This is a genomic window from Stenotrophomonas sp. ZAC14A_NAIMI4_1 (assembly GCF_003086915.1).
Taxonomy (GTDB): Bacteria; Pseudomonadota; Gammaproteobacteria; order Xanthomonadales; family Xanthomonadaceae; genus Stenotrophomonas.
The window spans coordinates 4,183,105-4,208,973 of the sequence record NZ_CP026002.1; the positions used below are offsets into that span (position 1 = coordinate 4,183,105).

General features: G+C 67.2%; 23 protein-coding genes. 15 read left to right on the forward strand and 8 right to left on the reverse strand.

All coding sequences use genetic code 11. From position 1 onward, the window contains the following. A partial coding sequence (locus C1926_RS19175) for an integrase core domain-containing protein (protein WP_159095159.1) occupies positions 1 to 257 on the forward strand: 257 nt, incomplete at its 5' end. Positions 258 to 350: 93 nt separating this feature from the next. Here the strand turns inward: C1926_RS19175 and C1926_RS19180 are convergent. Beyond that, on the reverse strand, positions 351 to 1,412 hold the full coding sequence (locus tag C1926_RS19180) for a lipid A deacylase LpxR family protein (RefSeq protein ID WP_254057332.1): 1,062 nt from the start codon (positions 1,410 to 1,412) through the stop codon (positions 351 to 353). 260 nt (positions 1,413 to 1,672) lie between these two features. Here C1926_RS19180 and C1926_RS19185 point away from each other — a divergent pair, with 260 nt between their 5' ends. From C1926_RS19185 to gnd, 7 genes are all read left to right on the forward strand, one after another. Then, positions 1,673 to 1,951, forward strand: coding sequence for a YbeD family protein (locus C1926_RS19185; protein ID WP_079223389.1), 279 nt, complete (start codon positions 1,673 to 1,675; stop codon positions 1,949 to 1,951). After that, entirely contained in the window at positions 1,939 to 2,649 is a 711-nt protein-coding gene (lipB, locus tag C1926_RS19190) for a lipoyl(octanoyl) transferase LipB (RefSeq protein ID WP_079223387.1), read from the forward strand. The genes C1926_RS19185 and lipB overlap by 13 nt, the downstream gene beginning before the upstream one ends. A gap of 18 nt (positions 2,650 to 2,667) precedes the next feature. Beyond that, the gene (gene lipA / locus C1926_RS19195; protein WP_108747387.1) at positions 2,668 to 3,678 is read left to right on the forward strand and encodes a lipoyl synthase; all 1,011 of its coding nucleotides are present in this window, start codon (positions 2,668 to 2,670) and stop codon (positions 3,676 to 3,678) included. 202 nt (positions 3,679 to 3,880) lie between these two features. After that, positions 3,881 to 6,058 (forward strand): carboxy terminal-processing peptidase, encoded by a 2,178-nt coding sequence (locus C1926_RS19200; protein WP_108747386.1) that lies wholly within the window; start codon positions 3,881 to 3,883, stop codon positions 6,056 to 6,058. Positions 6,059 to 6,236: 178 nt separating this feature from the next. Next, on the forward strand, positions 6,237 to 6,905 hold the full coding sequence (locus tag C1926_RS19205) for a DUF2242 domain-containing protein (protein ID WP_108760301.1): 669 nt from the start codon (positions 6,237 to 6,239) through the stop codon (positions 6,903 to 6,905). 47 nt (positions 6,906 to 6,952) lie between these two features. After that, entirely contained in the window at positions 6,953 to 8,161 is a 1,209-nt protein-coding gene (locus C1926_RS19210) for a hypothetical protein (protein WP_254057423.1), read from the forward strand. Between the two features lie 10 nt (positions 8,162 to 8,171). Continuing rightward, a complete protein-coding gene (gene gnd, locus C1926_RS19215) occupies positions 8,172 to 9,077 on the forward strand; it encodes a phosphogluconate dehydrogenase (NAD(+)-dependent, decarboxylating) (RefSeq protein ID WP_079223380.1) in 906 nt (301 codons plus the stop codon). A 139-nt stretch (positions 9,078 to 9,216) separates the two neighbouring features. Here the strand turns inward: gnd and C1926_RS19220 are convergent, their stop codons facing one another. After that, positions 9,217 to 9,552, reverse strand: a complete 336-nt coding sequence (locus tag C1926_RS19220) for a hypothetical protein (protein WP_108760302.1) — start codon at positions 9,550 to 9,552, stop codon at positions 9,217 to 9,219. 539 nt (positions 9,553 to 10,091) lie between these two features. Continuing rightward, positions 10,092 to 11,135: an oxidoreductase gene (locus C1926_RS19225; RefSeq protein ID WP_108760303.1), complete on the reverse strand. Its 1,044-nt coding sequence runs from the start codon at positions 11,133 to 11,135 to the stop codon at positions 10,092 to 10,094. A 172-nt stretch (positions 11,136 to 11,307) separates the two neighbouring features. Between C1926_RS19225 and C1926_RS19230 the strand changes: the two genes are divergently transcribed. The 4 genes from C1926_RS19230 (at position 11,308) to C1926_RS19245 (ending at position 15,571) form a co-directional block, all read left to right on the forward strand. Continuing rightward, a complete protein-coding gene (locus tag C1926_RS19230) occupies positions 11,308 to 11,679 on the forward strand; it encodes a BON domain-containing protein (protein WP_079223377.1) in 372 nt (123 codons plus the stop codon). Positions 11,680 to 11,803: 124 nt separating this feature from the next. Continuing rightward, positions 11,804 to 13,618 (forward strand): ATP-binding protein, encoded by a 1,815-nt coding sequence (locus tag C1926_RS19235; RefSeq protein WP_108760304.1) that lies wholly within the window; start codon positions 11,804 to 11,806, stop codon positions 13,616 to 13,618. Then, positions 13,615 to 14,055: a response regulator gene (locus C1926_RS19240; RefSeq protein WP_079223373.1), complete on the forward strand. Its 441-nt coding sequence runs from the start codon at positions 13,615 to 13,617 to the stop codon at positions 14,053 to 14,055. Before C1926_RS19235 ends, C1926_RS19240 begins: the two co-directional genes overlap by 4 nt. 4 nt (positions 14,056 to 14,059) lie before the next feature. After that, on the forward strand, positions 14,060 to 15,571 hold the full coding sequence (locus tag C1926_RS19245; RefSeq protein ID WP_108760305.1) for an ATP-binding protein: 1,512 nt from the start codon (positions 14,060 to 14,062) through the stop codon (positions 15,569 to 15,571). Positions 15,572 to 15,619: 48 nt separating this feature from the next. Here the strand turns inward: C1926_RS19245 and C1926_RS19250 are convergent, their stop codons facing one another. Next, entirely contained in the window at positions 15,620 to 16,369 is a 750-nt protein-coding gene (locus C1926_RS19250) for a 20S proteasome subunit A/B (RefSeq protein WP_108760306.1), read from the reverse strand. Positions 16,370 to 16,462: 93 nt separating this feature from the next. Between C1926_RS19250 and folK the strand changes: the two genes are divergently transcribed. After that, on the forward strand, positions 16,463 to 16,948 hold the full coding sequence (gene folK, locus C1926_RS19255; RefSeq protein ID WP_079223367.1) for a 2-amino-4-hydroxy-6-hydroxymethyldihydropteridine diphosphokinase: 486 nt from the start codon (positions 16,463 to 16,465) through the stop codon (positions 16,946 to 16,948). A 58-nt stretch (positions 16,949 to 17,006) separates the two neighbouring features. Here the strand turns inward: folK and C1926_RS19260 are convergent, their stop codons facing one another. Beyond that, entirely contained in the window at positions 17,007 to 17,744 is a 738-nt protein-coding gene (locus C1926_RS19260) for a pteridine reductase (protein WP_108760307.1), read from the reverse strand. Between the two features lie 58 nt (positions 17,745 to 17,802). Between C1926_RS19260 and C1926_RS19265 the strand changes: the two genes are divergently transcribed. Then, the gene (locus tag C1926_RS19265) at positions 17,803 to 18,987 is read left to right on the forward strand and encodes an SAM-dependent methyltransferase (RefSeq protein WP_108760308.1); all 1,185 of its coding nucleotides are present in this window, start codon (positions 17,803 to 17,805) and stop codon (positions 18,985 to 18,987) included. Further along, complete coding sequence (locus C1926_RS19270) at positions 18,984 to 19,376, forward strand: hypothetical protein (RefSeq protein ID WP_108760309.1); 393 nt, start codon at positions 18,984 to 18,986, stop codon at positions 19,374 to 19,376. Before C1926_RS19265 ends, C1926_RS19270 begins: the two co-directional genes overlap by 4 nt. A gap of 85 nt (positions 19,377 to 19,461) precedes the next feature. Here the strand turns inward: C1926_RS19270 and C1926_RS19275 are convergent, their stop codons facing one another. The 3 genes from C1926_RS19275 to C1926_RS19285 form a co-directional block, all read right to left on the reverse strand. After that, on the reverse strand, positions 19,462 to 21,810 hold the full coding sequence (locus C1926_RS19275) for a family 20 glycosylhydrolase (RefSeq protein ID WP_108760310.1): 2,349 nt from the start codon (positions 21,808 to 21,810) through the stop codon (positions 19,462 to 19,464). Between the two features lie 127 nt (positions 21,811 to 21,937). Continuing rightward, positions 21,938 to 24,562 carry a TonB-dependent receptor gene (locus tag C1926_RS19280; protein WP_108747374.1) on the reverse strand — a complete coding sequence of 875 codons (2,625 nt, stop codon included), beginning with the start codon at positions 24,560 to 24,562 and terminating at the stop codon, positions 21,938 to 21,940. A gap of 150 nt (positions 24,563 to 24,712) precedes the next feature. Further along, complete coding sequence (locus tag C1926_RS19285; protein ID WP_079223355.1) at positions 24,713 to 25,729, reverse strand: glucokinase family protein; 1,017 nt, start codon at positions 25,727 to 25,729, stop codon at positions 24,713 to 24,715. Positions 25,730 to 25,869 lie beyond the last annotated feature (140 nt).

The window sequence follows — 25,869 nt, forward strand, 5'->3', positions numbered from 1 at the left end:
ACAACTACCAGCATATCCACGCCAAGCATGGCTTGGTCTGCTCGATGACCGACGGCTATGACTGCTATCAGAATGCTCTGGCAGAACGAGTCAACGGGATCCTGAAATGCGAGTTTCTGCTCCATCGCCCGCGGGACCTTGGGCAGGCCCGCCAGATGGTGGCTGAGGCAGTAGAAATCTACAACGCCGAGCGACCCCACCTGTCCCTTAAAATGCAGACGCCCGATGCGATGCATCGGGCGTCCTTGGCCGCCTGAAGGCGGCCGGTTCATCCACCCCATGGGTGTCAACCTATGGCAGGACGGGTCACGCAACGACAGTCGAGCATGGCTCGACTCTACAAAGGGCACCTACATCGAGCGGCTGATGGTAAAGCTGCCGAACACCGGGGCTTCGCGCTGGCCGTTGAACTCGCGGGTGCTGTGGTAACGGGCCATCGCGAACTTCCAGCGGCCGCGCATCACGGCGATGCCGTAGCCGCCGTAGGCCACCACGTGGCGCTTGTCCACGCTGTGGCTGTCGCGGAAGGTGTTGCCGTCCAGGGTGATATCGCGGATCACCCAGGCCGCATCGGTGGTGGCGAACAGGTGCCACGACCAGCCGCTGGGCTTGCCACCGCGGGTCGGCGCGGTGTTCTCGCCGGCCGGGCGCAGCGGGGTGCTGCCGAAGTCGTCGGGCAGCTTCCAGCCGAAACGCACTTCACCGCCGAAATTCGCCTTGGTTTCCAGATTGCCGACCGAGCCGCCGTAGTGGCTGATCGCATCCCAGCCCCAGCCGCCGGCATTCACGCTGGCATCGCCCGGCCAGCGGCGCATGCGCTCGTGGGTGTACATCACCACCGGTTCGTTGTGCAGCTGGTTGTCCCAGCCCTGGAATTTTTCGTCGCCCAGCAGGTCATGCACCGCGTTCTGCACCTGCTTGCCCTGCGCCCACGGGCCAACCACGCCCAGGGTCAGCAGGGTGGTCTGCAGGCGATCGCCGCGGCGGGCGTTGTAGCCGAAGCTGGCCACCAGCACGCCGGCGTACGGGCGATCGTCCTCGATCACGTCCTTGCGGGTGAAATCGGTGGGCGTGTAGATGCCCTGGCCGAGGCTGAAGATCATGTTCTGCTGCTCGAACTCACCCGGGTGCAGGCGCTCGAGGTGGCGGTTCACCCAGCGCGCCAGGCGCGGCAGGCAGGGATCATCGGTGTAGTCCACCAGGTTGGGCGAGACCAGGGTCAGCTGGGCGCCGTTGGTGTAGCCCTGGTCCTGGTCCTTGGCGCCGAACAGGTCGTTGTCGACGCGGAAATTGACCTGTGGCGGGTGCTCCCGCATCGCATCGGGGCCGCACTGCTGCGCGGCGTGGGCAGTGAGGGGCAGGGCGGCCGCCGCCAGCAGGCCGGTCAGGCCGAGGGTGGCGGCAGTACGCATGGATGGAATGATCATCAGGTCGTTGGCGTGTGAAGGTCGATTTATGCAACAACACGTTACTCCCGTCGCCGTGAGGGAACGAGCCTCCCGCCTTCACTTGTCTGTTCCGTAAAACGCACTTGTCCCTTCAGCGAAACTGGAGGCGGGCCCGGCGCAGCCTGAACCGGGCCGCAGCCTGCAACGCAGCGGGCTGCCGGTGCGGCGTTCGACCTTGATGAATACTCTTGGGTTTGTTGCCTTGCGGCCCGATAATGGGGGGCATGGAAATCAAGTCCGACAACCCCGATCACGGCTTCCAGTTCCCCGGTCAGTTCGAGCTCAGCGCAATGGGCCCAGCCAACCGTGGCCTGGAGCAGGAACTCCCCAGCCTGCTGATTGCTGCAGGCGTCGATGTGGTGAACGAGCGCATCAGCTGGAAGCATTCGTCCAACGGCAAGTACGTTTCGGTGCGCCTGGTGTTCCGGGCCGAGAACCGTGAACAGTACGACGTGGCCCACCAGGCCCTGCGCGACCACCCGGAAGTGAAGTGGACGGTGTAGCCACCAGCTGCGCGGCCGAACCTGCCCCCGGGCAGCGTCCGGCCCGCCCTGCAGTGGTGCGCGACCTCGGTCGCCAGGCCTATGAACCGGTCTGGCGCGCCATGCAGCGCTTCACCGACCAGCGGACCGACGACGATGCCGACGAGCTGTGGGTGGTCGAACACGATCCGGTGTTCACCCTCGGCCAGGCGGGCAAGGACGAGCACGTACTGGCGCCGGGCGATATCCCGGTGCTGCACGTCGACCGCGGCGGCCAGGTGACCTACCACGGCCCCGGCCAGATCGTGGTCTACCCGCTGCTGCGCCTGCCGCGGCTGGGCATCGGCGTGCGCGACTACGTCTGCCGCATCGAACAGGCCCTGATCGACACCCTCGGCGAATGGAACATCGGCGCCGAGCGCCGTGACGGCGCGCCGGGCGTCTACGTGGGCGATGCCAAGATCGCCGCGCTCGGCATCCGCGTCCGCCGCGGCTGCACCTTCCACGGCCTGGCCTTCAATGTGTCGATGGACCTGGAACCCTTCCACCGCATCAACCCCTGTGGCTACCAGGGGTTGCAGGTGACCTCGGTGGTAGACTTGGGTGGCCCGTCCGGGATGGACGCCGTCAAGCCGGTGCTGCTGGACCATCTGGCCCGCCAGTTTGGCCTTCTGCTGCAGCCCACGCCCGAACTGCCCGATCTTTCTGCGGCCGCCTGACCGCCCCCCGGAACTGCCATGACTGAGACCACCGCCCGCACCATCCCCCTGCAGATCGTGCAGGCCGAGCTTCCGTCCGCCGCGCCGCTGCAGGTGGGCGTCAAGCAGATGGGCGGGGACAAGATCAACCGTTCGCCGGTGCAGTTCGCCGACGCACCGGTGCTGCGCAAGCCGTCCTGGATCCGCGTGCGCATTCCTTCGGGCAATGCCGTGCAGAACCTGAAGGCCAAGCTGCGCGAGAACCGCCTGGTGACCGTGTGCGAGGAAGCCAGCTGCCCGAACATCCACGAATGTTTCAGCCACGGCACCGCCACCTTCATGATCCTGGGCGAGGTCTGCACCCGTCGCTGCTCGTTCTGCGACGTGGCCCACGGCCGCCCCAAGCCGCCGGATGCCAACGAGCCGGCCACCCTCGGCCAGACCGTGGCCGACATGGGCCTGAAGTACGTGGTGGTGACCAGCGTCGACCGCGATGACCTGCGCGACGGCGGTGCCCAGCACTTCGTCGACTGCATCACCGCCATCCGCGAGAAGTCGCCGGGCACCCGCATCGAGGTGCTGACCCCGGACTTCCGTGGCAAGGGCCGCATGGAGCGCGCGCTGGAGATCCTGGCGCAGAACCCGCCGGACGTGTTCAACCACAACATCGAAACCGTACCGGACCTGTACCGCAACGTGCGCCCGGGTGCCGATTACCAGTGGTCGCTGAACCTGCTGAAGAACTTCAAGGCGCAGCACCCGTCGGTGCCGACCAAGAGCGGCATCATGCTGGGCCTGGGCGAGGAGTTCGAGCAGATCAAGGCCACCATGCGCGACCTGCGCGCGCATGACGTGGACATGATTACCATCGGCCAGTACCTGCAGCCGACCGCGCACCACCACCCGGTGCTGAAGTACTGGACCCCCGAGGACTACAAGGCGCTGGAAGACTACGGCTACGAGCTGGGCTTCAGCCACGTGGCCTCCGGCCCGATGGTGCGCTCGTCGTACCACGCCGACGTCCAGGCCAAGGGCGCCGGCGTCGCCTGAGGTGGGTGCGGACCTCCGCACTGGTGGGTGCGGACCGTTGGTCCGCACGCCTTCGCCTGCATTCACAATTTGCTACACCGGCCCCGCTAGGCTGGTTTTCCACCGAACGCGGCCGGGTGACAAACACGGCAACTTTCGGCACTGTCGTGGTGTCTGAACACCCTGCAGTCTCCCCCTTGGCAAGGCGCCTTCGAGCACGTTCATGAAATTCAAAGCCCCCGCATTCCTGATGGCCCTGGCGCTGGTCGCGCCGCTGGCGCTGGCGGCCAAGGCCGACTCGCCGGCGCTGCCGGCGGCCGCGACCGCCGACCAGGTCACCACCTCCAAGCTGGTCTACGGCCTGCTGTCCGACAGCCGCTACGCCTACCGGCCGCGCGCGCTGGACGAGGCCACCTCCAAGGACGTGTTCAAGCGTTACCTGGAAACCCTCGACGGCGGCAAGCAGTACTTCACCCAGGCCGACGTGGCCCGTTTCGCGCCGTTCCAGGCCGGCATCGCCAACGCCATCCGCGGCGGCGAACTGGAGCCTGCCTTTGAAGTGTTCGCGGTCTACAAGCAGCGCGTGGGCGAGCGCGTCGGTTATGCGCGCAAGCTGCTGAAGCAGGAGCCGGACTTCACCGCCGACGAGCGCTTCGAATACGACCGCAAGGACGTGCCGTGGGCGGCAAGCAACGCCGAGCTCGATGAGCTGTGGCGCAAGTCGGTGAAGAACGACTGGCTGCGCCTGAAGCTGGCCGGCAAGAAGTCCGACGACATCCGCAAGACGCTGGACAAGCGTTACGCCACGCTGGAAAAGAGCGTCAACGAGCTGAAGGGCGAGGATGTCTTCCAGTTCTTCATGAACGCCTACACCAGCGCCGTCGACCCGCATACCGACTACTTCACCCCGCGCACTGCCGAGAACTTCAACCAGGCGATGTCGCTGTCGCTGGAAGGCATCGGCGCGCAGCTGCAGCGCCAGGACGACATGGTGGTGATCCGCGAGATCATCGCCGGTGGCCCGGCCGCCGTGGACGGCACCCTGAAGCCGGGCGACCGCATCGTCGGCGTCGGCCAGGGCAAGTCCGGGCCGGTGGACGATGTGATCGGCTGGCGCATCGATGACGTGGTGGCCAAGATCCGTGGCGCCAAGGACACGCAGGTCCGGCTGGAGTTCATCTCCGCCGAGGACGGCGTGGACGGCAAGCACCACACCCTGCTGCTGACCCGTCAGAAGGTGCGCCTGGCCGAACAGGCCGCCAAGGGCGAAACCATGACCATCCCGGGCAAGGATGGCCAGCCCGAGCGCAAGGTGGGCGTGATCAAGCTGCCGACCTTCTACCAGGATTTCGAAGGCCGTCGCCGCAACGCGGCCGACTACGCCTCGGCCACGCGCGACGTCGCCAAGCTGCTGGCCGGCTTCAAGGCCGACAAGCTGGACGGCGTGGTGCTGGACCTGCGCAGCAACGGTGGTGGTTCGCTGGATGAAGCCATCGAACTGACCGGCCTGTTCATCGAGCAGGGCCCGGTGGTGCAGGTGCGCGAATCCGGTGGCCGCGTCACCGTCAACAGCGACCGCAACCAGGGTGTTGCCTGGGATGGCCCGCTGGCCGTGCTGATCAACCGTGGTTCGGCCTCGGCCTCGGAAATCTTCGCCGGTGCCATCCAGGATTACGGCCGTGGCCTGGTCATCGGTGAAACCACCTTCGGCAAGGGCACCGTGCAGAACATCGTCGACCTGGACCGCTGGCCCAGTGGCGAGACCCAGCGCTTTGGCCAGGTGAAGCTGACCATCGCCCAGTTCTTCCGCATCAGCGGCAGCAGCACCCAGCACAAGGGCGTGGTGCCGGACCTGGCGTTCCCGGCCAGCGTCGATGCCACCGAGTTCGGTGAAAGCACCTACGACAACGCGCTGCCGTGGACCCGCATCGCTGCCGTGCCGCACACCCAGTACGGCAACTTCGCACCGCTGCTGCCCAAGCTGGAGTCGCGCCACGAAGCCCGCATCGCCACCGACAAGGAATTCCAGTGGTGGAACGAGGACGTGCAGCAGTTCCGTACCGAAGCGGCCAAGAAGTACGTCTCGCTCAACGAGGCGACCCGCTTGGCCGAGCGTGAGCGCCAGGACAAGCAGCGCAAGGACCGCCAGGTCGTCCGCAAGGAACTGGGCCTGGCCCTGGACCCGCTGGCCGATGACAGCAGCGATGACGGCCTGACCGGCAACGAGCGCGACATCGTCAAGGATGCCGCCCGCGAGAAGGCCGCCGAGAAGCGTCCGGACCCGCTGCTGCGTGAATCCGCCTCGATCCTGTCCGATGCGGTGAACCTGCTGGAGACCGACCGCCCGCTGTCGGCCCAGGTGCTGCCGCAGTCCACCGGCGCAGGCCGCTGGGCGGACTGATCCGCTGCTGATGTGAAGTTCCCCACGGGGCCGGCACTGCCGGCCCCGTTTGTTTTCCGGTCGCGCCGGGCCATGCCCGGCGGATGTCCATGAACCGGGAGCAACGGGGGCGGGCGCATCGACCTGCCGCACACGGCCCCAGGTCTACCCTTGGGGCTCCGTTCTCGCAGGAGTACCCATGCGGGCCTCCCGTCTTTCGCTGTCCCTGCTGGCTGTGGCCAGCACCCTGGTCCTGGCCGGTTGCGGTGGCCGGGCCGCCGACAACAGCCTGCTGCGCGAGTCCTTCGATTCGGGCGACACCTTCTCGCGCACCGTCGATGGGCGCCCGGCCGAGGCCTGTGAAGCGGCCCGCCGTACCCTGCTCAGCCAGGGCTACGCCATCGCGCGCGCCGACGATGGGCAGGTGGAAGGCAACAAGAATTTCCAGGTGCGCGAGGACGATCACGAGCAGCTGGTGCTGCGCATTTCCTGCGCGCCACGTGGCAGCGAGCAGGCGCTGGTGTTCGTCAGCGCCGTGCAGGACCGTTATGCACTGAAGAAGAGCCCGACCTCGGCCAGCGTCGGCGTGGGCGCACTGGGCTCGGTGTCGCTGCCGTTCGGCAGCAACGATGATTCGCTGGTGAAGGTTGCCAGCAGCACGATCACAGATTCTGATTTCTACCGTCGCTTCTTCGACCGCCTGCACCAGTACCTGCCGGCGGCCGCTGCGGCCAAGCCGACGCCTGCGCCGGCCCCGCCACCGGCGGAGGTGCAGGAGCCGGCACCCGTACCGGCTCCGCCGGTTCCCGCCGCACCCGCGACACCCGTACCCGAGCCCGCCCCGCAACCGGCGGCCGAACAGGGCTGACGGTGAAGGGCAGGGCGCTGGGGCTGGCCCTGCTGCTGGGCTGGCCCATGCTCGGCAATGCCGCGGGCAGTGGCTGCGAGCAGGGCTTGCTGCAGCGGCTGGGCTGGCGCTTCGAAACCACGGCAGTCGAGGCGCCCCGCATCCATGGCGGCCCGGTCTGCACGCGTGCCTCGCTGCAGGCTGCGCAGCAGGCCGGCGACCTGCAGGTGCGCTGGCCCGCCACCATGACCGAGCAGGCGCGGCAGGCCGTGCTGCAGCGCCTGCTGGACGACCCGGCCACGCTCTGCGCCTACACCTTCGAACTGGGTGCGGCTGCGCAGCGCGCCGCGCGGGCATTGCAGGACAACCCCGGTTTCCGTTTCAGCGGCCTGCAGCTGGGCTGGATCGGCTTCGGCGCGGGCGGTGCACCCGCGCAGGGCTGGCGGAACACCCGCAGCTTCGGCCGCGGTTATACGCCGCTGGCCGGCAACAGCCGCGCGCTGGAGACGTTCTACAACGGCAACGTGCGCGCCGAATGTGGCGTCGGTCGTCAGGTCGCGCAGCTGGCCACGCAGCGCGAGCTGTACGGCGATGCCGCCTTCGATGGTGAATTCTCTGCCGATGAGCTTTCCATCGGTACCCTGCGGGGCCTGCACGATACCGACAGCATCCTGCTGGGCGCCGGGGCTGGTGAGTTCTTCGCCGATGGCAAGGCCGTGCGCACTGCCGCACGGGGGCGCAGCGCGTTCCTCGGCGTGCCCGGTTTCATCGAACACGTCGGCGACCGTTCGACGCTGGACGACCTGAGCAACCAGGCCGAGAACTTCATCGTCGTCGATGTCGGCGCAGACGCCGCGCAGGCGCTGGCCGCACACGGCGGGCTGGCCTGGTACGACCAGCGCAATGCCGAACTGTGGACGCTTGCGCAGGGTATTCCGCGGCTCGGCCGGCGCTACTTCGAGCGCCTGTTGTACGAACGTGATCCCGGCCTGCGCGCGCAGCTGGAGCCCCGCTACCAGGCCACGCTGGCACGCATGGACCAGTTGCTGGACGATCCGTTCTACCAGCAGTTCGTGATCTATGTGCACCCACGCGGTATACGTCCCATCGGTTACCACATCATCCGCCTGCTCGACCGCAACCCACGCACGTCGTTTTCCATCGACCTGGCGTTGCACAATCTGCATACCACGCTCTATCGGCGCTGGCGCGAAGCGCAACTGCGCCACTGCGCGGCGACCGGCCGGCCAGGCAGCCTGACCCTAGACCCCAACTGAAGGTGAAACAATGGACATTGCAATGATCGGCCTCGGCCGCATGGGCGCCAACATGGCCCAGCGCCTGCATCGCGGCGGCCACCGCGTGGTCGGCTACGATCCGGGCGAAGGCGCCCGCCAGCGCGCCGCCGAGGCCGGCCTGGAGGTCGTCGATTCGCTGGCCGCGGCGGTTGCCGCACTGCCGGTGCCGCGCGTGGTGTGGCTGATGGTGCCGGCCGGCGAGACCGTCGACCAGACCCTGGGCCAGCTGACCCCGCACCTGGCCGAAGGCGATATCGTCATCGACGGCGGCAACTCCAACTACCAGGACTCGATCCGCCGCGCCAAGGCGCTGGCCGAGGATGACCTGGGCTACGTCGACTGCGGCACCAGCGGTGGCGTCTGGGGCCTGCAGGAAGGCTACAGCCTGATGGTGGGCGGTGACGCCTCGGTGGTGGAGCAGGTCGCGCCGTTGCTGCGCACCCTGGCACCGGCCGAAGACCGCGGCTGGGGCCGTGTCGGCCCGTCCGGCGCCGGCCACTTCACCAAGATGGTCCACAACGGCATCGAGTACGGAATGATGCAGGCCTACGCCGAAGGCTTTGCGCTGATGGAGCGCAAGCAGGAGATGGAACTGGACCTGGCCCAGGTGGCCGACGTCTGGCGCCACGGCAGCGTGGTGCGTTCGTGGCTGCTGGACCTGAGCACCGAAGCGCTCAAGCGCAATCCCTCGCTGGATGGCATTGCTCCGTACGTCGAGGATTCCGGCGAAGGCCGCTGGACCGTCGCCGAAGCCATTGCCCTGGACGTGCCGGCCCCGGTGATCACCCTGTCGCTGCTGGAACGCCTGCGCTCGCGCGAATCCAATTCGTTCACCGACCGCCTGCTGTCGGCGATGCGAAACGAATTCGGCGGCCACGCCATCAAGAAGTCGTAAGCACCGCGATGGGGTCGGATCCCTTTCCGCAGGAAAGGGCTCTGACCCCATTTGCGCCGACGGAAGGTGTCAAGGTGGCGCTGCGGGCTTGCGACTGGCTGGAGTGAGCAGGATATGCGTCGATTCCGATGCCGCGTCATCAACTTGAAAATATGAAATCCAGGGTTTCGCTTAGTTCCGCGTTGTCATATTCCACTCCCGCAAGGTCAAGCTGGATCTGCGTCAGAGCGAGGTGTGGTGCGAGTGATTCAGGGCTCTCTACGGAAATAGTCAGCAACTGATCGCATAGCTCATATGCAATGGTTTTTAGTGTTCTTCCGTTCGATTGATCGAACAGTTCACAGTAAATACCGTCTTCGTCATCTGACTTCGTGATGTCGATATAGCTTCCTTGTTCTCCCCACGTCACATAGATGTAGGAAAGGCCGTCATCGTCGCTGACGACATGGTCAATCTCAGTTGCTTCGGCCCTCATGGCGCCTCCTCTGTATTCCGGTCGGGATATTTTCGCAGTCCCACTCCTCGTGACCAAAGCATCCACGCATGTCGTGGATCTACCCGCGAATCCAATCCATTCACCGACCGCTCGATATCGGCCATGAAGCCAGTCGAGCATGGCTCGACGCTACAGAAGCCTATTCCAATCGTTCCACGTCATCCACGCATGGCGTGAATCCAGCCGATGCAGGACGGGGTCAGAGCCCTTCGGCGTTGCCGAAGGGATCCGACCCCATGAAGCCCATGCCGATCGTTTCAGCGTCACCCGAGCCCGTGCCGACCAACGGTCGGCACCCACCAAAGCAGAACGCCGTTCCGACAGATCGCGGAAATCTGTCGAAGGCGGGGCGGGTCCGGTTGAGGGGGTGTGAGCGGCATGGATGCCGCGACCAAGCCCCCATGGACGGGTTTACGGCGTCCCCCTCAACCGGACCCACCCCGCCAACCCACGGAATGCAGGCTTTTGCCGTTGACGTTGACGTTGCATTGAGCAGGTGCAGGGCGCAGCCCTGCCGATCACCCCAACACCACCCGCCGTCCCTCGCGCGCACTCACCATCCCCGCCTCCAGCAACCGCATCAACTGCAGCGCCTGCACCGCACTCACCGTCGCCTCGCCCTCGCCACGCATCGCCGCCGCGAACTGTGCATACAGCCGCCGGTAGTCCCCTGGCAGGTTGTCCACGGTCGTGCGCTGCACGTTGTCCTCGGCATCGCAGCGCAACAGCTCGCCATGCCGCGGGTCGATGCCCCAGCCGGGGGCACCCGGTGCCACGCCGCGACGCAGCTGCGCCTCCTGCACGTCCAGGCCATGCTTGATCCAGCTGCCCTCGCGGCCATGCACCGCGAAGTGCGGCGTCGGCGCCGCCACCAGCGAACCGGCATGCACGATCGCGCGGTGCCGCGGGTAATGCAGCACGGCATGGAAATAGTCGACGCCGCTGCCACCTTCGCGCTGCACCGCCAGATCGGCATCGATGGCCTGTGGCCAACCGAACAGCACCAGCATCTGGTCCAGCAGGTGTGGGCCAAGGTCGTACCACAGGCCGCTGCCGGGCCCTTCCTGTTCGCGCCAGCGATCGCGCACCTGCGGCCGGTAGCGATCAAAGTGCGCGTGGCATTCGGCCACCTCGCCCAGCGCGCCCTCGGCAAGCAGCGCCTGCAGGGTGAGGAAATCCGCATCGAAGCGACGGTTCTGGAACACCGTGGCGATGCGTCCGGCACCGCGCGCGGCGGCCAGCACGGTTTCCGCTTCGGCCACGTCCAGCGCGAAGGGCTTGTCCACCAGCACATGCTTGCCGGCAGCCAGTGCGGCAATGGCCAGCGGCGCGTGCTGCTCGTTCGGCGTGGCGATCACCACCGCGTCCACCGCCGGGTCATCGAATACTTCCTGCGCGCTGGCGCGTACGTGCACATCGCTGAAGCTGCGCAGCAGGGTGTCGCGCTGCGAGCTGACGATGCTGTGCAGGGCCAGCCCGGGCGTGTGCTGGATGAGCGGTGCGTGGAAGACGCGGCCGGCGAGGCCGTAGCCGATCAGGGCCAGTTGCAGGTCGGGGCGCATGGGGGGGCTCCGCAGGGTGGGGGAGACAAAGCGTAGAACGTGGCTCCGGGCGAGGCAAAACTGAACCGTTACCGTTGCAGCCGGCGGGTTCACGGCAGCGTGACCAAAGCCCGACGCCTGCAACACAGGCGACTGTCCAGACTGGCAGCACATCCAGAAGGAGCACCGCACGATGAGCAACCTGACCCGTACCCTGATTGCTTCGTCCCTCACCCTGGGCCTGGCCCTGTCTTCCTCGGCCGTCATGGCCAAGGATCCGCCGAAGACCGACCATGCCGCGATGACCCACGCCGACCGCCACGACTCGAACGAGCCGGTGACCGACAGCTGGATCACCACCAAGGTGAAGGCCGACCTGCTGGCCAGCAGCAACGTACCGGGCACCGAAGTGAAGGTGGAAACGGTCAATGGTGTGGTCAGCCTCAGCGGCACCGTCGCCACCCAGGCCGAGAAGGACAAGGCGGTGACCACCGCCAAGGGCATCAAGGGCGTGACCCGCGTCGATGCCGCCGCGCTGAAGGTCAACGCTGCCGCCAAGCGCTGATCGGCGCTGGCCTGAAGTGGACAGGGGCGTCCCGCAAGGGGCGCCCTTCGTCGTACTCGTTGTATTCTCCCGGCTCCACCCGCTGCGCTATATTGGATGCATCGCTTTCGTTGACGACAGGACCATGGGGCTGGCGTTCGAGGATGACATCGGGGATCGCTGGCGTCTGCCTGCACTTGCACTGGCCGCCGCCGCCATCATCGTCGTGCCATGGCTGACGCAGCGGCACCTCCAGCAGGAAAGCGAAGCCGCAATGGCCTGGGTCACCCACACCCAGCAAGTGGGCGTGGCAGCACAGCAGCTGCAGGCCGATGTGCGTGACGTTGAGTCCGCCGCGCTGACCCTGTCCAAGGGAGTGGATGTGCCCGGCCTGCGCGAACGCATGGCCAAGGCCGATGAAATACCCGGAAAACTGTCCGCGCTGGCCAGGATGACGCGCGACAACCCCGACCAGCTCATCCGCATCGGGCGCATCGAGTCGATGCTGGATGGACGCATGGCACTGGCCCGGCAATTGGCAGCGTCCATGCCCAATACGGACCAGCGGCGGCTGGTTGAGGAAATGAGCACGCGTTACCCGATCCGCGGCCTGGTGGAGGAACTGCAGGCCAGCGAAAAGACGCTGCTGGCGGCGCGTGCCGAACAGGCCGCGCGCCAGCGCAGGCAGACGGAACTGGTGTCCTGGAGCTCGCTGGTGGTGCAGCTGTGCCTGCTGGCCCTGGTGCTGTGGCTGCTGCAGCGGCAGATCGGCCGCCGCCTGCAGGCCGAGCGGCAATCGCTGCGCGCCGCCGCGCGTGCCGCCTCGGTGCTGCAGACGGTGCGCGAGCCCATCGTGCTGCTCGACCGCGACCTGCGCGTGCAGCTGCACAACACGGCGTTCGCCGAGCTGTACGGGCTGCAGGACGAACGTGCCGATGGCACCCTGCTGGCCGATGTCGGCGAGGGCGCCTGGCAGGACCCGGTGGTGCGCCAGCGCCTGTCCGACGTGCTGCTGCGCGGGCGCGAGCTGTGGGATTTCGAGCTTGAACAGCGCACCGACGGCACGGTGCGCTACATGCTCATCAACGCGCGGCGCATGCCGCTGCCGGACACCGATGACGAAGTGGTGCTGATGACCATCAGCGACGTGACCGTGCAGCGTGCGGTGCAGTGGCGCGTGGAAGAACTGAACCGCCAGCTGGAAGGCAAGGTGGCCCAGGTCTCGGAGGTCAACCGCGAGCTGGAGGCCTTCAGCTATTCGGTGTCGCACGACCTGCGCGCGCCGCTGCGCCATGTCGCCGGTTTCTCCGACAAGCTGTCACGCCACCTGGGCGAGGGCGCTGATGAAAAGAGCCGCCACTACCTGGACGTGATCTCCGGCTCGGCACGGCGCATGGCCGCGCTGATCGACGATCTGCTGGTCTATTCGCGGCTGGGGCGCGCTGCGATGCGCCAGCAGGCGGTGGACATGCAGACGCTGGTGGCCGACACCCGCGCCATGCTCGATGCCAACCTGAAGACCGATGCCGAAGGCAGCGGCGTGGCCCACCACGTTGAATGGACCATCGCGCCGCTGCCAATCGTGGTGGCCGACGAGAACATGATGCGCCAGGTGTGGCTGAACCTGCTGGGCAACGCGGTGAAGTATTCGGCCAACCGCGCGCCGGCGCGCATCCGCGTGGACTACCAGCAGCAGGCCGATGGCGGCCATCAGTTCACGGTCAGCGACAATGGCGCAGGCTTCGACATGGCCTACGCCGGCAAGCTGTTCGGCGTGTTCCAGCGCCTGCACAAGGCCAGCGATTACCCCGGCACCGGGATCGGCCTGGCCAGCGTACGCCGCGTGCTGACCCGCCATGGTGGCCGCATCTGGGCCGAAGCCGTGCCCGATGCCGGCGCCACTTTCCACTTCCACCTGCCTCCTGCGCTGGACGCAGTCAACCAAGGGCCCTCCGCATGACCACGCTGCGCACCATCCTCCTGGCCGAAGACAGCCCGGCCGACGCCGAAATGGCCATCGACGCACTGCAGGAAGCCCGCCTGGCCAATCCCATCGTGCACGTCGAGGACGGCGTGGAAGTGATGGATTACCTGCTGCGCCGTGGTGCGCATGCCACCCGCGAAGAGGGCCTGCCCGCAGTGCTGCTGCTGGACATCAAGATGCCGCGCATGGACGGACTGGAAGTGCTGCGGCAGATCCGCGAGCACGAGGAGCTCAAGCGCCTGCCGGTGGTCATCCTGTCGTCCTCGCGCGAGGAAAGCGATCTGGCGCGCAGCTGGGACATGGGCGTGAACGCCTATGTCGTCAAGCCGGTGGACGTGGACCAGTTCTTCGGCGCGGTGCAGACCCTGGGCAGGTTCTGGGCGCTGATCAACCAGGCACCGGAGGTCGAGTAAGGCCATGCCGCTGATCGGTCCGGCCCTCGGGGCGCTGCGCATCCTGCTGGTGGAAGATTCACCGGAAGATGCCGAGCTGATGTGCGAACAGATGCTCGAGGCGGGCCTGGATGCCCGTTTCGAGCGCGTGGAAAGCGAGCCCGAACTGCGCCAGGCGCTGGCCGGGTTCGTGCCGGACATCGTGCTCTCGGACCTGAGCATGCCGGGCTTTTCCGGTGATGAAGCGCTGCGCATCGTGCGCGAGACCGCGCCGGATGTTCCTTTCATCTTCGTCTCCGGCACGATGGGCGAGGAGAACGCGGTGGAGGCCCTGCAGAAGGGCGCCAACGATTACATCATCAAGCACCACCCGGCGCGCCTGCCGTCGGCGGTGGCGCGCGCGGTGCGCGATGCGCGCAGCGCGGTGGAGCGCCTGCGCGTGGAAACCGAGCTGATGCGCGCGCAGCGGCTGGAAAGCCTCTCGCTGCTTGCCGCCGGCCTCAGCCACGACCTGCGCAACATCCTGCAGCCGCTGCTGATCATGCCGGAGCTGCTGAAGGCGCGCACCGAAGATCCGCAGCTGCACCACCTGGCCGATGTCATCGCCGAGTGCGGCCGCCGTGGCCACGAGATGGCCGAGTCGATGCTGTCCTTCGTGCGCGGTTCGCGCACGCCTAGCGAGCGCATCTTCATCGACGACCTGTTCCAGGCCGTGGCGCTGCTGTTGCGCAGCAACGTACCGGAAACGGTGAGCCTGGAACTGGAGGTGCAGGACGAGGGGCTGGTGGTCGATGCCAACTACACCGAACTGCAGCAGGTGCTGCTCAACCTGGCGCTCAATGCGATCCAGGCGATGCCGCAGGGCGGCCGCCTGGGCCTGACCGCCGACCATGCCGGCGAGCGCGACGGCGTGGACTGGCTGCGCATCGTGGTGGCCGACGAAGGCATCGGCATGGATGCCGACACGTTGTCGCACCTGTTCAATCCGTTCTTCACCACCAAGGCCGATGGCACCGGCCTGGGCCTGATTTCCTGCAAGCGCATCGTCGAAGGCGCCGGTGGCAGCATCCACGTCAACAGCCAGCTGGGGCAGGGCACGCGCTTCGAGCTGCGGCTGCCGATGCATGAGCGGGCCGAGGGCGGTGAACCGGTCGAACAGCTGGTGGCGCTGGGCAGTGGCCAGTCGATCCTGGTGGTCGATGGCGAGGCCACGCGCCTGTCGCTGCTGGGCAACGCGCTGTCCAGCCAGGGCTACCAGCTGCAGCTTGCTTCCGACGGCCCGGCCGCGCTGCGCTGGATGCAGCAGGAAGCCATGCCGGCGCTGGTCATTGCCGATGCCGGCTCCAAGCTGCTGCCGGCCAGCCAGCTGCTGGGCGAAATGGCCACCCTGGGGTACGCCGGCCCGGCCCTGGTGCTGGAAGAGGCGGCGGTGGAGCTGGATACCCGCGCCTTCCCGCCGGGCATCGATGTACACGTGCTGCGCAAACCGCTGCAGATGCAGCAGGTGTTCCGCGCCGTGGCTGAAGCGCTCGGCTGAGGCCGTCGCTCACCGCAATCCGGTAGCGCCGGGCCATGCCCGGCGGTGTCACGCGTCGGAGCCGGGCGCCTCCCACGGAAACCGCGGCAGGCTCGCCACCGCCTGTTCCAGCCGCCGCGACCAGTTGTTGTGGATATCGGCATACAGCGGCGAATCGGCGGTGAAGCGCAGTTGCTGGCCCACCTGCAGTTCGCCCTTGCGCAGCAGCACCATGTCGATCGGCAGGCCCACTGAGAGGTTTGAACGGATGGTCGAATCCAGCGACAGCAACGCGGTGCGCGCGGCATCTTCCAGCCGCGTGGCCGGGCTGACGATGCGGTCGAGGATCGGCTTGCCGTATTTGGATTCACCGATCTGCAGGTACGGCGTCTCCGGCGAGGCGGCAATGGCGTTGCCCAGCGGGTAGACCATGTACAGCCCCGGCTGCTCGCCGTCGATCTGCCCGCCGAAGATCAGCGTGGCCTGGGTGTTGACGCCGTCGTGGCCGTGTTCGGTGTGCTGGCACTTCACCTGGCTGTCCACCAGCAGCGCGCCAACGTAGGCGGCGGCTTCGAACAGATGGCGCATCTGCCGCAGGTTGGGCGTGCGCGCTTCGGCGGCATCACGCTGCAGGCGAGAGACCAGCAGCTGGGTGGTGGCCAGGTTGCCGGCGGCCATCAGTACGAAGGTCGCCTCGCCGGGGTACTCGAACACGTGCAGCTTGCGGTGCACGCGGACATCGTCCAGCGCGGCATTGGTCCGGGTGTCGGCGGCGAAGACCAGGCCTTCGTCCACCTCGATTCCAACGCAATAGGTCATGTGGGTGTCCTATCATGTACATCCCGGATTGTAGGCAGGCCGCCGTGACGACGGCATGCCCACCCCCCACCTGATCGCCGTCACCGGAACCGCATGACCACCGTGCTCCTGAGCCTGGGCAGCAACGTCCAGCCCCGCCGCTACCTCCACGCCGCGGTGACGGCCCTGCGCGAGCGCTTCGGCGCGCTGCAGGTGTCACCGGCCTATCGCACTGCCGCGGTCGGCTTCGATGGCCCGGCCTTCCTCAACAATGGCGTGGCGATCCAGACCGATCTGCCGCTGCAGGAATTGGACGACTGGCTGCATGCGCTGGAAGACGCGCATGGCCGCGACCGCAGCGGGCCGCGCTTCTCCGACCGTACGCTGGACATCGACGTGGTGTTCTACGGCGACCTGGTGGTGGAAGGCCCCGGCCATCTGCGCATTCCGCGCCCGGAACTGAAGCACGCCTTCGTACTGAAGCCGCTGGCGGACATCGCGCCGGACTTCATCGATCCGGTGAGCGGCCAGGACCTGGCCACGCTGTGGCGGGCGCACAAGCAGCATGGTGAAGCCTTCGAGGTCGTGGACCTGGAATGAAGGGTTGCCGGCCAGCGGCCGGCGCTACCGGTAGTGCCGGCCGCTGGCCGGCAACATGTCAGCTGACCGTACGCCCACCATCCACGCGCAGGGTGTGGCCGGTGACGAAGCTGGCCTCGGCCACCAGCCAATACACCGCCTCGGCGATCTCCTCGACGGTGCCGATGCGGGCCAGCGGCGTGCGCGCCAGCAGTGCCTCGCGGGCGAAATCGTCCTTGCCCTGTTCCGGCCACAGGATCGCGCCCGGCGCCACGGCATTCACCCGCACCTTCGGGGCCAGTTCCAGTGCCAGCGAACGGGTGGCCATTTCCAGCGCGGCCTTGGCCATGGTGTAGGCGACGTGGTCGCGCATCGGGTCGGTGCCGTGCAGATCGGTCAGGTTGACGATGCAGCCCTGCTGCCGGCGCAGGTAGGGTGCGGCTGCCTGTGACAGCAGCAGCGGCGCGCGGGCGTTGACCGCGTACAGCTCGTCCATGGCCGCGGCGGTGACCTGGCCCAGCGGGGTGGGGAAGAAGTTGGAGGCGTTGTTGACCAGTGCGTCCAGGCGGCCGAAGTGGGCCACGGCCTGTTCCACCAGATCGGACAGGGCATCGGCGTCGCGCAGGTCGGCCTGCAGGGCCAGCACGCTGCCGGGGCGGATGTTCTCCAGGTCGAACGCGGCCTGCTGCAGCTCTGCGCTGGACGTGTGGGCGTGCAGCACCACCGACCAGCCACAGGCGTGGAACTGGCGGGCGATGGCCGCACCGATCCGGCGGGCGCTGCCGGTGATCAGGGCCACGGGGGCGGTGTCGCTCATGAGGGTCCTCCAAGGCTCGGCTATCCTGTGCACCATTGTCACCGCATTCGAAGACACCATGCAGCCCACCTTCCCCCTGCCCGAAGCCGACGCCCTGGCCCACAGCGACCAGCTGACGGCCGCCCTGCGTGCCGAAATCCTTGCGCAGGGCGGGGCGATCCCGTTCTCGCGCTTCATGGAGCTGTGCCTGTACGCCCCCGGCTGGGGATATTACAGCGCCGGCGCCAGCAAGTTCGGCGGCAGTGGCGATTTCACCACCGCGCCCGAGCTCGGCAGCCTGTTCGCTGGCAGCGTGGCCAACGCGCTGGCCCCGGTGTTCGCCCAGCTGGATGCGCACGCGCGCATGCTGGAACTGGGCGGCGGCACCGGCGCCTTCGCCGAGGCCGTGCTGCTGCGCCTGGCCGAGCTGGACGCGCTGCCGGCGCGCTACGCCATCCTCGAGCCCAGTGCCGATCTGCGCCAGCGCCAGCAGCAGCGCCTGCAGCAGAACCTGCCGGCCGAGCTGGCCGGCCGGGTGGAATGGGTCGACCGCCCGTTCGACGATGACTGGGACGGCGTGGTGTTTGCCAACGAGGTGATCGACGCGCTGCCGACCCCGCGTTTCCTCATCAAGGACGGCGAGGTCTACGAGGAAACCGTCGAGCTGGATGGCGATGGCAACTTCATGCGCGGCGCGCAGCCGGCCGACGTGCTGCTCAACGGCGCGGTGCGGCACCTGGAACGCTATCTGGAAAAGCCCTTTGCCGATGGCTACCGCTCCGAAGTGCTGCCGCAGCTGCCGTACTGGCTGCAGGCGGTGGCCGGCGGCCTGCAGCGCGGCGCGATGCTGTTCGTCGACTATGGCTACAACCGCGGCGAGTTCTACCAGCACGACCGCGATGATGGCACCGTGCGCGCGTTCTACCGCCACCACGTGCACAACGAGGTGTACCGCTGGCCGGGGCTGCAGGACATCACCGCGTCGGTGGATTTCACCGCCATGGCCGAAGCGGGCCTGCACGGTGGCTTCGAGCTGGCCGGTTACTGCAGCCAGACCAGCTTCCTGCTTGGCAACGGGCTGGACCAGGTGCTGGTGCTGGCCGAGGAGCGTACCGATGAAGTGGGCCGCATCCAGCTGCGCGACCAGGTGAAGAAGCTGACCCTGCCGACCGAGATGGGCGAGCGCTTCCAGGTGATCGGCCTGCAGCGCGAGGTGGATTTCGAACCGGCCTTCGAGCTGGGTGACCTGAGCTGGCGCCTGTGAGTGCGGCGTTGCCGGTGATCAAGCCGCTGCGTCGCCCACGGCTGTGGACGGCGTTGTGGCTGCTGGCAGTGCTGGTGGTGATCGTGGTCTGCCTGATTCCGCCGCCGCCGATCGACCTGCCGCAGAACGGCGACAAGGTCGAGCATTTCCTGGCCTATTTCATCCTGTCCGGCAGCGCGGTGCAGTTGTTCCGCCGTGGTACGCCGCTGCTGTGGGCGGGCGTGGGCCTGGTGCTGATGGGCGTGGGCATCGAGCTTGCGCAGGGCGCGCTGACCAGCAACCGCAGCGCCGACCCGATGGATGCACTGGCCAACACGATCGGCGTGTTGTCGGGCCTGGCGACCGCCCTGACCCCGCTGCGCGACATCCTGCTGCGCTGGCGGGGCTGAGGGAACCGCGCTTGGGGTCAGAGCCCTTTCCTACGGAAAGGGATCCGACCCCGGGCCAGTAGATCCACGCCATGCGTGGATGGCGTTACTTCTGCAGCGTCATCTCATCCAGCACCCACATCGCCGGGCGCGTATCGCCGGTGAAGTTGATGCACAGATCGTCGCGACCCGAGATCCCCTTCGGCAGCGCCGCGCGCAGGGTGACAAAGCCATCGGCATCGGTGTTGGCCGGCAGCGGCACCTGGGCTACGACCTTGCCGGTGCAGTTACCGCGACGGACCAGCATCTCGCCGTTGCGGCTCCTGGCCTTCTCGAACTTGCGCGCGGGCTCGTCGTGGGCCAGCTGGAAGTAGTACGGAATGCGCCCGGCCCGGACTTCAACACTGCCGATGCCGTCCAGCTGTGCCGACGGCCAGCGCCAGCACGGCTGGAAAATGTCCACGGTGAACACCGTGCGTGCGCCTTCGCGCGGGCCGTCGTCTTCCAGGCGCAGCACCAGGCCCTTTTCGCCCACGCAGCTGCGCAGTTCCTGGCTGTGGCGGCTGAGCAGCGACTGCGCGGTGAACGAGGCCACCGTCGGTGCGGCGGCCAGCGGCTGGCCCTGGAAGAACGCGGCCGCCTGCACGGTGGCCGGCACCGGCTGGGTCAGCGGCTGCTGGTACAGCGGCGAGGACGCCGTCACCGGGCTGCCGTTGGTGCTGTAGCGCACTTCATAGCCCAGCGGGTTGGCCAGCGATACCGTCACCGTGTTCGCGGCGCGCTCGTCGGTATGGCCCACGCCCACTTCGAACGGCGTCTGCGCATAGGCCAGGCCCCAGGCGCGGTAGCGTTGCAGCTGCGCGGGCAGGCGGGCGAGGAAATCGCGGAAGTCGCGCTGCTCCGGCGTGCTCCAGCCGGTTTCGGCCACGGCGGCCAGGCGCGGGAACAGGTTGTGCTGCAGGCGTGCGTAGCTGCGCGTGTGCTCGGTGAACATGTTCGCCTGCAGGCCCAGGATGTGCCCGCGCTTGTCGGCGGCCAGCTCGGCCGGCACCGGCTCGAAGGCGTACAGCTTGGCCAGGTTGACCTGCGCCGGGCGGCCCGGCGGCTCGTTCGGCGAGCCGGTCTGCAGGTAATCCAGGTACAGGTGGCTGACCGGCGACATCACCACGTCATGGCCACTGCTGGCTGCAGCCAGGCCGCCTTCGGTGCCGCGCCAGGACATCACCGTGGCCTGCGGCGGCAGGCCGCCTTCGAGGATCTCGTCCCAGCCGATCAACCGGCGGTCGTGTTCCTCCAGGAAGGTCTCCAGGCGCTTGATGATGTGGCTCTGCATGGCCATCTCATCCTTGATGCCCAGTTCGCGCATGCGCTGCTGCACCTGCTTCGATGCGATCCACTGGTCCTTCACCGCCTCGTCACCACCCACGTGCACGTACTTGGCGGGGAACAGCTGGATCACTTCTTCCAGCACGTTCTCCAGGAAGGTGACGGTGCCGTCCTCGACATTGAACAGGTTCGGGAACACGCCCCATTCGCTGATCGGCTTCAGCGGAGTGCTGATCGAGCCCAGTTCCGGGTAGGCCGCGATCGCCGCGGTGGCGTGGCCGGGCACGTCGATTTCCGGAATCACCTGGATATGCAGCGCGGCAGCATAGGCGATCACTTCACGGATCTGCTCCTGCGTGTAGAAACCGCAGTACGGGTATTCCTGCTTCGTCACCGGATCGATGCCGCCATCGCCGGCCGGCAGGCGGCAGCTGCCCACTTCGGTCAGCTTCGGGTAGCGCTTGATCTCCATGCGCCAGCCCTGGTCATCGGTCAGGTGCCAATGGAAGGTGTTGAGCTTGTGCGCGGCCATGGCATCGAGCACGCGCTTGATTTCATCCAGGCTCTGGAAGTGGCGTGCCGAGTCGAGCATGAAGCCGCGCCAGCTGAAACGCGGCGCATCCTGGATCTGCACGGCCGGCAGCACGCCCTGGCTGCCGCCGGTGGCCAACTGGGCCAGGGTGGTGGCGCCGTAGAACAGGCCGGTCTCGTTGCCGGCCTGCACCAGCACGCCCTGGGCGGTGCTCTCCAGCGTGTAGCCCTCGCCGCTGTCGCGGAAGGTGGGAATGATCTGGAAGCGGATGCTGCCGCCCTTGCCAGCGGTGCGGGCCGCGGTCTTGCCGCTGGCCAGCGCCAGGCGCGGGCCGCCACTGCGCGCCAGCAGGTCGGCGAACTGGGCTGCCACGCGCTGCTCGGCTTCGCTGTCGGCGCGCAGGGCCGTGCCTGCGGCCACGGTGATGCCGGCACCACTGCCACGCTGCACGTTGGCCGGCGCGGGGATCAGCATCAGGCTGCCGGCGCGCAGCTGCGGGCCGGGGCCGGTATCCAGTGCCGGGGCATCGGCAGCCTGGGCGGCGGCGGGAAGCAGCGCCAGGCCCAGCAGCATGCTGGCAAGGGGGAAGGGTCGCATCGTCTCACTCCTGTGGTGGGCGGCTCGCTGTGCCGCGCGTTGCCGCCGCGCAGGCGGCGATTCCGGTCTCCCATCGTACGACGGGCCCGGAAATCCGGGCCCGTCGCGATGTGCAGCTGGTGCAGTCTTAGAACTTGAAGTGCAGGGTGGCCATGTAGCGGCGGCCACTCTTGTACTTGCCAGCCAGGTGTTCCTTGTCACCCAGGTACTGGAAGTAGGTCTCGTCCAGCAGGTTCTGTGCGTCCACCGTCAGCGACCAGTTGTCGTTGAAGGTGTAGCCGAAGCTGGCACCCAGTTCCGCGTAGTCGTCCACGCTGGACGGGGCGGCACCGGCCACGTAACCACCGGCCAGGTAGCTGTCACGCCAGTTGTAGGTCAGGCGCGCATTGATCGGGCCCTTCTCGTAGTACGGGCTGAAGGCAATGGCATTGCGCGACTGGTACGGCAGCGGATCGCCGGTGTTGTTCTCACCATTGGCGTAGGTGTAGTTGGCGGTCAGGCCGAAGCCGCTTTCGCCGAAGGGCTGCTGGAAGCTGATGTTAAAGCCCTTGACGTGGCCGCTGCCGGCATTGCGCGGGCGCTGGATGCTGTAATCGCAGTAGCCGTCGGCGGTGCAACCGTTGGTGCCGACGATGTTCGCCCAGGTGGCCGGCGAGGTATCGCGGATCGAGTTGTACTGGCGCTCGATGGTGGCCGAGGTATCGATGTAGTTGTCGATCTTCTTGTAGAACACCGACCAGGCCACCACCGCCTGCGGCGCGTAGTAGTACTCGGCCGAAGCGTTGAAGTTCCACGACTCATACGGCGACAGATCGGCGTTGCCGCCCGAACCGGTCAGGGTGGTGTCGTTGAGGAAGGTGTTGTTGACCATCTGGTTGTACGGCGCCCAGGCGATCACCTTGGCCGCGGCGAAGCGGAACACCCAGTCGTTGTCGGTGTCCCAGGCCACGTTCAACGACGGCAGCACGAAGTCTTCCTTCTTCGTGCGGGTCTGCCACTTGCTGTCCAGGTCGGTCAGGGTGGGCGTGCCGCCGTAGACGAAGCCGCTGCCTTCGGTCTTGGAATCGACGTAGCGCACGCCCAGGTTGCCGCGCAGCGGGCCGTTGGAGAAGTTCAGCTGCGCGTAGGCCGCGTTGTTGGTCTGGGTCAGCGCCCAGCTGTTGTTGAGGTAGCTGGCCGGATCGGGGTTGCTGTAGTCGATCGGGCTGTTGCGCACCCAGTTCAGCACGTTGTTGCGGCCGGCCTGCACGTGGTGGCCCTGGTCGTTGGTGAAGCCCTGGATGTCGGTCAGGCCGATGGTGCCCACGTCGGCCAGCGTGCCCGGGGTGACGCCGCCGTACACGTTGAGGGTGAAGGCCTCATCGTGCTTGCCGTGGCGCACGCCGAACTGCAGCTGGTTGAAGATGCTGTCGAACTGGACGTTGAAATCAAGCTGGGCGTAGGTGTCCTTGCTCTCGGTGGAGAACACGCCGTTGTTGCCGAACCAGCCACCGGCCGAGCCCCAGTTGGCCGGGTCGCGGGCGCCTGCCGGGTCATCGAAGGTGATGCCCTTGTCCATGTTCCAGCTGTAGCCGCCGTTGTAGAACGGCTCGATGAAGTACTGGGCCAGGTTCTTGTTGTCGGACTTGCTCTGGCCGGCCTGGCCGGTCACGCCCCAGCTTTCGCCCTTCCAGGCGCCGCGCAGGTCCACGCCCTTGGTGACCACTTCGGACAGGCGCACGTTGTTGTCATAGATCAGCGTGCCGCTGTTGGCGATGGCGCTGGGGTTGGAGTGGCCGCTGGTGGCCACGCCATTGCGCACGTCGCCGAGCTGGTTGACGGCGTTGACGGTGCCCGGGTTCCAGGTCAGGAAGGAATAGAGCGACTGGTTGTAGTTGTCGAACTTTTCCTTGATGTACATGCCGCTCAGGTTGAACTCGAGCTCGTCGGTCGGCTTGAACTGCAGGTTGACCACGGCGCTGTCACGCTTGCGTTCCTGCTGGAACCAGGCGGCGTTGAACGAGTTCGGCACGTCCACGTCGGCGGCCACGCCGGTGGCGTTGGGGAAGGTGCTGGCCTTGGTGTAGCCGAACACTTCCTTGCCCTGGCGGTCGACGGCTTCTTCGTAATGCTGGGCCGACACGGCCACACCGAAGGTCTCGTCGTTGTTCTTCCAGCTGTACAGCACGGCAGCGTTCGGCTTGCCTTCGCTGGCCTGCTGGCTGTAGCTGTAGCCCACCGAGGCGGCCACTTCGTTCTGCTTCAGGTCCAGCGGCTGGCGGGTGTGCATCAGCACGGTGCCGCCGAGGCTGCCTTCGGTCAGTCGCGCTTCGGACGACTTGATGATCTCGGCGCGGCCCAGGATCTGCGGGGCCAGCAGCGTGTAGTCGAAGCCGCGGTTGGGCTGCTCGCCATACAGCCAGATGGCCTGCGCCACCGGGTGGTTGTCGAGGAAGGACAGGTTGAGGCTGGGGTCGGTGCCGTCGATGCTGACGCGCTCGCCCTGGCCGAAGCGGCGGTCCAGGGTGACGCCCGGGATCTGCGACAGCGCTTCAGCAACGTTGGTGCTGGGGAACTTGCCAATGTCCTCGGCGGTGATCGCTTCGGACACACCGACGTTGTTGCGCTTGGTGTCCAGCGACTTTTCCAGGCTGGCGCGGATGCCCACCACCTGCACGGTGTCCAGGTCCTGCGGGGTGGCCTGCTGGGCGTGCGCCGAGAAGGCGAGGCAGCCGACGATGGCTGCCGAAAGCAGAGTCTTGCGGGTGTTCATGATGTCTCTCCTCATCACTGATGTGCGTTGTCGGCGGCGAACGAATGGCAGGTCATGCCTGGCGCCAGCAGGGGCTGCCGGGCGCGATGGTGCGATTCCAGTGCGTCGTGCGTACTGCGGTGCTGCGTACTGCTTGCTGCGTACTGCGGTTCAGGCGTTGGCGTGGAGCAGGAACCAGCTGGCGGCGCCGATGACGCCCAGCTGCCCGTGCTCGACCACCTTCACCGGGATGCGTGCCAGCGCTTCGCCCATCGGCCCCTTCTGCAGGTAGCGTTCGACGAAGGTGCTGGCATGCAGGTATTCGCGGATCTGCGGCAGGATGCCGCCGGCCAGGTAGACACCGCCCTGTGCGCCATAGAACAGCGCCATGTCACCGATGGTGCTGCCGAGCAGGCCGCAGAACACATCCAGCGCCTGGCGCGCCAGGGCATCGGTGCCGGCCATCGCTGCGGCGGTCACCGCATCCGGGCTGGCCAGTACCGGCGCCTGCCCCTGCAGCGCGCAGATGGCGCGGTACAGGTTCATCAGGCCGGGGCCGGACAGCGCGTGTTCGATCGACACGTGCGCGCGGTCGCGCTGCATGTGGCGGACGATTGCCATTTCCAGTTCGGTGCTGGCCGCCAGCGTCGGCTGGCCGGCTTCGGTAGGCAGGACCACCGGGCCATTCGGGGTGGGGATCCACAGTGCCGCGCCCAGGCCGGTGCCGGGGCCGACCACCAGGGTCGGGCCGCGCGGTGCGGTCTCGGGGCCGCACAGGTGCAGCACGCCGCTGGCATCCACCTGCGCCGCGGCATAGGCCACCGCTTCGAAGTCGTTGACGATGTGCACGTGCTGCAGCCCGACGTCCGCTTCCACCTGGCGGGCCGACAGCGGCCACGGCAGGTTGGCGGTGATCACCGTGCCGTCCTCGCGGGCGAAGCCGGCGGTGGCCACCACGCACTGGCTGGGCCGCGCGCTGTCACCGAGGAAGTCGGTGAGGATCGCGCTGAGGCCGGCGTAGTCGGCGTTGCGGTACTTACGGTATTCCAGCAGCTGCACCGGATGTGCCTCGTCGCCGCTGGCCTGGGCCCGGGCCACGCGCACATGGGTGCCACCGACGTCGGCGGCCAGGAACGAGGGCGCGACTCGGGACAGGACATGGGCCGGGGCGGGGTGGCTGGCGGTCACGCGGGCTCCTGCTGCAGGTGAGGGCCGGACCCACGAAAGGCCCGGCGATTGGGCGGAGTCTGTAACTGCGCTGACAACGATGTCAACGAGTTCGTGACACTTTCGTTGCTGCGCCGCAACGAATGAGAGACACGGTAAAC

What these genes read in the sequence shown, in the direction of transcription:
- folK (WP_079223367.1), top strand. Translation starts at nt 16,463, where the DNA reads ATGACCACCGTGCTCCTGAGCCTGGGCAGCAACGTCCAGCCCCGCCGC.
- C1926_RS19180 (WP_254057332.1), bottom strand. Translation starts at nt 1,412, where the DNA reads ATGCGTACTGCCGCCACCCTCGGCCTGACCGGCCTGCTGGCGGCGGCC.
- C1926_RS19250 (WP_108760306.1), bottom strand. Translation starts at nt 16,369, where the DNA reads ATGACCTATTGCGTTGGAATCGAGGTGGACGAAGGCCTGGTCTTCGCC.
- C1926_RS19230 (WP_079223377.1), top strand. Translation starts at nt 11,308, where the DNA reads ATGAGCAACCTGACCCGTACCCTGATTGCTTCGTCCCTCACCCTGGGC.
- C1926_RS19245 (WP_108760305.1), top strand. Translation starts at nt 14,060, where the DNA reads ATGCCGCTGATCGGTCCGGCCCTCGGGGCGCTGCGCATCCTGCTGGTG.
- C1926_RS19280 (WP_108747374.1), bottom strand. Translation starts at nt 24,562, where the DNA reads ATGAACACCCGCAAGACTCTGCTTTCGGCAGCCATCGTCGGCTGCCTC.
- C1926_RS19260 (WP_108760307.1), bottom strand. Translation starts at nt 17,744, where the DNA reads ATGAGCGACACCGCCCCCGTGGCCCTGATCACCGGCAGCGCCCGCCGG.
- C1926_RS19200 (WP_108747386.1), top strand. Translation starts at nt 3,881, where the DNA reads ATGAAATTCAAAGCCCCCGCATTCCTGATGGCCCTGGCGCTGGTCGCG.
- C1926_RS19235 (WP_108760304.1), top strand. Translation starts at nt 11,804, where the DNA reads ATGGGGCTGGCGTTCGAGGATGACATCGGGGATCGCTGGCGTCTGCCT.
- C1926_RS19205 (WP_108760301.1), top strand. Translation starts at nt 6,237, where the DNA reads ATGCGGGCCTCCCGTCTTTCGCTGTCCCTGCTGGCTGTGGCCAGCACC.
- C1926_RS19275 (WP_108760310.1), bottom strand. Translation starts at nt 21,810, where the DNA reads ATGCGACCCTTCCCCCTTGCCAGCATGCTGCTGGGCCTGGCGCTGCTT.
- C1926_RS19220 (WP_108760302.1), bottom strand. Translation starts at nt 9,552, where the DNA reads ATGAGGGCCGAAGCAACTGAGATTGACCATGTCGTCAGCGACGATGAC.
- C1926_RS19240 (WP_079223373.1), top strand. Translation starts at nt 13,615, where the DNA reads ATGACCACGCTGCGCACCATCCTCCTGGCCGAAGACAGCCCGGCCGAC.
- C1926_RS19225 (WP_108760303.1), bottom strand. Translation starts at nt 11,135, where the DNA reads ATGCGCCCCGACCTGCAACTGGCCCTGATCGGCTACGGCCTCGCCGGC.
- C1926_RS19265 (WP_108760308.1), top strand. Translation starts at nt 17,803, where the DNA reads ATGCAGCCCACCTTCCCCCTGCCCGAAGCCGACGCCCTGGCCCACAGC.
- C1926_RS19185 (WP_079223389.1), top strand. Translation starts at nt 1,673, where the DNA reads ATGGAAATCAAGTCCGACAACCCCGATCACGGCTTCCAGTTCCCCGGT.
- gnd (WP_079223380.1), top strand. Translation starts at nt 8,172, where the DNA reads ATGGACATTGCAATGATCGGCCTCGGCCGCATGGGCGCCAACATGGCC.
- C1926_RS19210 (WP_254057423.1), top strand. Translation starts at nt 6,953, where the DNA reads ATGCTCGGCAATGCCGCGGGCAGTGGCTGCGAGCAGGGCTTGCTGCAG.
- lipA (WP_108747387.1), top strand. Translation starts at nt 2,668, where the DNA reads ATGACTGAGACCACCGCCCGCACCATCCCCCTGCAGATCGTGCAGGCC.